The organism is Micromonospora sp. NPDC003776 (assembly GCF_053605645.1).
In genome coordinates this window covers 1-4,809 of the sequence record NZ_JBSGJR010000534.1, presented here as the reverse complement: position 1 = coordinate 4,809, position 4,809 = coordinate 1, and the positions used below count along the sequence as shown (strand labels likewise).

The 4,809-nt window shown below is 73.8% G+C and carries 5 protein-coding genes; 3 read left to right on the top strand and 2 right to left on the bottom strand.

Translation table 11 applies throughout. The features are described from left to right. The first annotated feature begins 318 nt into the window (after positions 1-318). The gene (locus tag ACWEVO_RS30195) at positions 319-939 is read left to right on the top strand and encodes a DedA family protein (RefSeq protein WP_452310865.1); all 621 of its coding nucleotides are present in this window, start codon (positions 319-321) and stop codon (positions 937-939) included. A 100-nt stretch (positions 940-1,039) separates the two neighbouring features. After that, positions 1,040-1,744: a DUF998 domain-containing protein gene (locus ACWEVO_RS30190; protein WP_452310864.1), complete on the top strand. Its 705-nt coding sequence runs from the start codon at positions 1,040-1,042 to the stop codon at positions 1,742-1,744. On the opposite strand, the gene ACWEVO_RS30185 is transcribed toward ACWEVO_RS30190, so the two are convergent. Next, complete coding sequence (locus ACWEVO_RS30185) at positions 1,722-3,125, bottom strand: NAD(P)H-quinone dehydrogenase (protein ID WP_452310863.1); 1,404 nt, start codon at positions 3,123-3,125, stop codon at positions 1,722-1,724. The genes ACWEVO_RS30190 and ACWEVO_RS30185 overlap by 23 nt on opposite strands. Positions 3,126-3,231: 106 nt before the next feature. On the opposite strand from ACWEVO_RS30185, the gene ACWEVO_RS30180 reads away from it, so the two are divergent. Beyond that, positions 3,232-3,687, top strand: a complete 456-nt coding sequence (locus ACWEVO_RS30180; protein ID WP_452310862.1) for a gamma-glutamylcyclotransferase — start codon at positions 3,232-3,234, stop codon at positions 3,685-3,687. 74 nt (positions 3,688-3,761) lie between these two features. Here ACWEVO_RS30180 and ACWEVO_RS30175 read toward each other — a convergent pair whose 3' ends face one another. After that, positions 3,762-4,724: a GNAT family N-acetyltransferase gene (locus ACWEVO_RS30175; protein WP_452310861.1), complete on the bottom strand. Its 963-nt coding sequence runs from the start codon at positions 4,722-4,724 to the stop codon at positions 3,762-3,764. Between the last annotated feature and the right edge of the window lie 85 nt (positions 4,725-4,809).

Below are 4,809 nucleotides of genomic sequence, written 5' to 3'. Positions count from 1 at the left end.
CCCCGGGCCCGCGCCCCCCCCGGCCGCCCCTGGGGGGGCGGCCGGGGCCCGTCCGCGCCCGCCGCCCCCCCCCCGCCGCGACCCGGTCGCCAGGAACGGGGGACCCGGCGTCCGCGTGGTCGCGTCCGGTCAACGGTACGCCGCGTCCCGGTGATCCGCCGCCCGCTCGGGGGCGTCACAGATGGCGGCCCCGTTTCGTTTTCCATCGGTGGCGCTGCCGTGTCGGCGGTCACCACCGGACGGGGCTGCCCTCGGTGACGCCGGGCACGGGGGCAGGCTCGGAACGGTTCATCGGAGGAATCCGGCGAGGTGACGGTCGTGCCCGAACTCATCTCTGATCTCGCGTCGCCGATGTGGGCGTATCTGGTGCTGCTGGCGCTGCTGGCCGCCGACGCGTTCGTACCGGTGGTGCCGACCCAGGTCGTCATGATCACCAGCGGCGCGCTGACCGTCTACGGCGGACTGAACCTGCCGCTCACCATCGCGGTCGGCGCGCTCGGCGTCTTCGCCGGCGACCTCGCCTGCTACCTGCTGGGCCGGACCGCACCGGACCGCCGGCAGGCCCGGCACGTCACGCCGAGCCGGGCCCGCCGGGCCGCCGCCCGGGTCACCCGGGGGCTGCGCGAACCGGGCCCGCTGGTCATCCTGCTCTGCCGCTTCGTGCCCGGGGGCCGGATGGCCGCCTGCTTCTCGGCCGGGCGCAGCCGCTACCCGTACCGCCTCTTCCTGGTCTACGAGGCCGCCGCCGCCACCGGCTGGGCCAGCTACGGAACGCTGGTGGGCCACCTGGGCGGCACGGCGCTGACCCAGTCGGCGTGGCGGCTCGCGGTGATTGGCACCGTGGCGGCCGGCGGGTTCGCCGCGGCCGGCTGGGCGATGACCGCGATCAGCGCGCGCAACAGCCGTACCGAGACCCCGGTCAAGGTCCCGGCCGACTGACCGCGCGACGACGGCTGCCCCCTCTAGGGGACGTCCCGGGGAGCGAAGTGGGTGGCCGACCCGGATCCGTTTCGGGTGGTTCCGGCAGCAGGCTCGGTCCATGCCCGGAATCCAACGCAACGGCCTGCTGGCCCTCGGCGGGATCGCCCTCGCCGCGGTGCTCGCCGTGATCGGTCATCTCGAGGTGAACGACGACCTGAACCCCTGGTCGCTGACCGTCAGCGACTTCGCCGTCTCCGACCGGGGCGGCGTCATCGACGCGGCCATGGTGGTGCTCGCCGCGGCGAGCGTCGTACTCCTGGCGCCGCTGCGCCGGGCCGGGGTGCACCGGCCGGCACGGGTCTTGCTGCTGACCTGGTCCGCGGGCCTGCTGGTCACCGCCGCGATCCCCACCAACGAGCCCGGCACGGCCATGGGCACCGCTGCCTACCTGCACCGGTACGCCTCGGTGGTGGCCTTCCTCGTCCTGCCGGCCGCCGGCTGGCTGCTCGCCGGCCCGCTGGGCGGCCGGACCGGCGGCTGGCTACGCGTCCTCGCCCTGACCAGCCTGATGCTGGCCGGGGCCATGGTCTGGTCGGCGTACCCGGGGGACCGGGCGCTGATCGGCCTGGCCGAGCGCCTGCTCATCATCACCGAGGTCGCGCTGCTCACCGTGGTCGCGGCAACCCTGACCCGCCGCCCCACCGTGACCCCGACGGCCGGCCGCGACCATGGAGTTGTGGCACCCAACGGATGGTGCGCACCCGCATCAGCTGGGCGCCACAACTCCATGATCGACCGGGTCACTCCAGCTCGTGGAGCATGAGCTGGCGGGCGGCCTCGGTGATCGAGCCCGACAGGCTCGGGTAGATGGTGATCGTCTGGGCCAGCTCGTTGACCGTGAGGTTGTTCTCCACGGCCATGGTGATCGGCAGGATCAGTTCGCTGGCCTTCGGCGCCACCACCACGCCGCCGATCACCTGGCCGCTGGCCGGCCGGCAGAAGAGCTTCACGAAGCCGTCCGCCAGGTCGTCCATCTTCGCCCGGGCGTTGCCGGCGAGCGGCAGCATCACCTGACGGGCCGGCACCTTGCCGGCGTCCACCTCGTTCTGCGAGACGCCGACGGTGGCCAGCTCCGGGTCGGTGAAGACGTTCGCCGCAACGGTACGCAGCCGCAGCGGCCGGACCGCCTCGCCGAGCGCGTGCCACATCGCGATCCGGCCCTGCATGGCGGCGACGCTGGCCAACGCGAGGACCCCGGTGCAGTCGCCGGCGGCGTAGATGCCCGGGACGTTGGTCCGGGAGACCCGGTCGACGTTGACGTACCCGCCCCGGGCCAGCTCGACGCCGTACTCGGCGAGGCCCAGGCCGGCGGTGTTGGGGATCGAGCCGACCGTGATCAGCGCGTGCGAACCGACCACCACCCGGCCGTCCTCGAGCACCACCTCGACGCCGTCCCCGATCCGGCGGACCGCCCCGGCCCGGGAGTTGTTGAGGATGGTCATGCCCCGGTTGCGGAACACCCGCTCGATCGCCGAGGCGGCGTCCGCGTCCTCGTGCGGCATGACCCGGTCCCGGCTGGAGACCAGGGTGACCCCGACGCCCATCGCCAGGTACGCGCTGGCGAACTCGGCGCCGGTCACGCCGGAACCGACCACGATCAGGTGCTCGGGCAGCTCGGGCAGGTCGTACACCTGCCGCCAGGTGAGGATGCGCTCGCCGTCCGGCGGGGCGGTGGGGAGCTGGCGTGGCGTGGCGCCGGTGGCGATCAGGACGGTGGACGCCGCGATCGAGTATTCGGGGCGGCCGTCGGCCGGGGTCACGATCACCCGGTGGGTGTGACCGAGCGTGTCCTCGCCCAGTCGGGCGGTGCCCGCCACGAACTCGACCCCGGCCTTGACCAGCTTGTCGTGGATGTCGGCGGACTGGGCCAGGGCGAGCCGCTTCACCCGGTCGTGCACCGCGCCGGCGTCGACGGTGACCGCCTCCAGCCCGTCGGAGTGCACCCCGAACTCCTCGGTGTCCCGGTAGCCGGTGACCACCTGGGAGCTGGCGATGAAGGTCTTGGACGGGACGCAGTCGGAGAGCACGCAGGCGCCGCCGGCCCCCTCCGCCTCGACCACGGTGACATCAGCGTCCAGCTGGGCGGCGACCAGCGCCGCCTCGTACCCGGCCGGTCCCCCGCCGATGATCACGATCTGGCTCACAGCGCTCGCCCCTCGTCAGTGCTCACAGTGACTTTCTTCTCCCCATCGCGCTCGACACGCTCCGTCGTATTCTCCCCCACCCGCCCACCGGGCTATCGTCATCGCCGTGCGTCTGTACGCCGCTTACGGCTCAAACCTGGATCCCGCCCGCATGCGCGCCTACTGCCCGCATTCGCCGATGGTGGGCACCGGCTGGCTGGAGGGGTGGCGGCTCACCTTCGCGGGCGAGGACGTCATCGGCTGGGAGGGCTCGGTCAGCACCGTGGTCGAGTCCGCGGGCGACCGGGTCTTCGTGGCGCTCTACGACATCGACCCGTACGACGCCGCCCAGCTCGACGAGATCGAGGGGGTGACCGCCGGGACGTACCGGAAGCTCACCGTCCGGGTGTCGACGCTGGACGGGGACGTGACCGCCTGGGTCTACGTCTTCGACGGCTACGAGGGCGGCCTGCCGACGTCGTGGTACCTGTCGGAGATCGCGAACGCGGCGGAGAAGGCAGGCGCGCCGGACGACTACGTCACCGAGCTGCGGTCCCGCCCCACCGGCACGGCATCGGCCTAGCGGCTCTCCCACCCCTCCAGTCTGCTCCGCCCGGTTCCCGGGCGGGCCGGCGGCCCCGGAGCCGGGGTCGCGGATCACACCGCCGTGGCGGGGACGCTGCGTTCGTACATGTCGGTCCAGCGCTCCTCGCGCAGCCCGACGGAGCGGTAGAGGGTCACCGGGACGGTCGGGTTGGCCAGGTCGACGCCGAGCCCGGCGCCGGCGCGGCCCTTGGCGGCGTAGACCGCGAAAGCGCGCCGCAGCAGCGCCGCCCCCACCCCGCGCCGCCGGTACGCCGGCAGCACCGAGAGGGTGCGAACCCAGCCCATGTCGTGGTCCAGCGCCTGGTCCGAGGATTGCAGGGCGCCGGCCGGCTCGCCGTCCACCTCGGCGACGAACCACTCGTCCCAGACCTTCCCGTACGACGGGATCAGCTCGCGCCACTGGTCGAAGCCGAGCGGCTCGTAGTCCGGGGTGTCCCGGAACGCGGTGTCGAAGATCAGGTGGAACTCGCGCAGGTCCGACTCGTCATCGGGCCGCAGCGACCGGACGGTCACCCCGGGCGGGGGCGGCGGCTCGGCGGGCAGGTCGGCGAGCGACCGGGCCATCCGGATGTACCGCTTGACCAGGGTGAAGCCCGCCGCGGCGAGCTCCTCCGCCCAGCGGGTCTCCGGGGCGAAGGCGGCGGTACGGGCGGTGAGGGCGGGCAGGCCGCGTTCGGCGGCCCGCTCACCGACCCGGTCGAGCAGCCGCGCCAGCAGCGGGGCGCGCAGGTCGACCCCGCGCTCCGGGTCGACGTAGACCTCGACGAACTCCCGGCCCACCCCGGTCGGGTTGCTCAGGATGGTCCAGCCGGCCGCGACGCCGTCCGGGTCGGTCACCAGCCAGGAGTCGCGGGTCATGTCGACGTGGGGGGCGGTCAGCGCGTCGCGGACGTCCTCGGCGTCGAAGTCCGGGTAGCCGACGGCGAAGGTGTCGGCGGCGTGCACCACCGCCAGGATCGCCGGTACGTCGTCGAGGGTGGGGCGGCGGGCGGTCCAGCCGGCGGGAAGCGTCACGTCGGCGATCCTGGCAGCCCGCCCGCCGTCGCGCCGCTGATTTATCCGCCGCGCAGGTGCAGCCGGGCGGCGGTGAGCAGGTTGA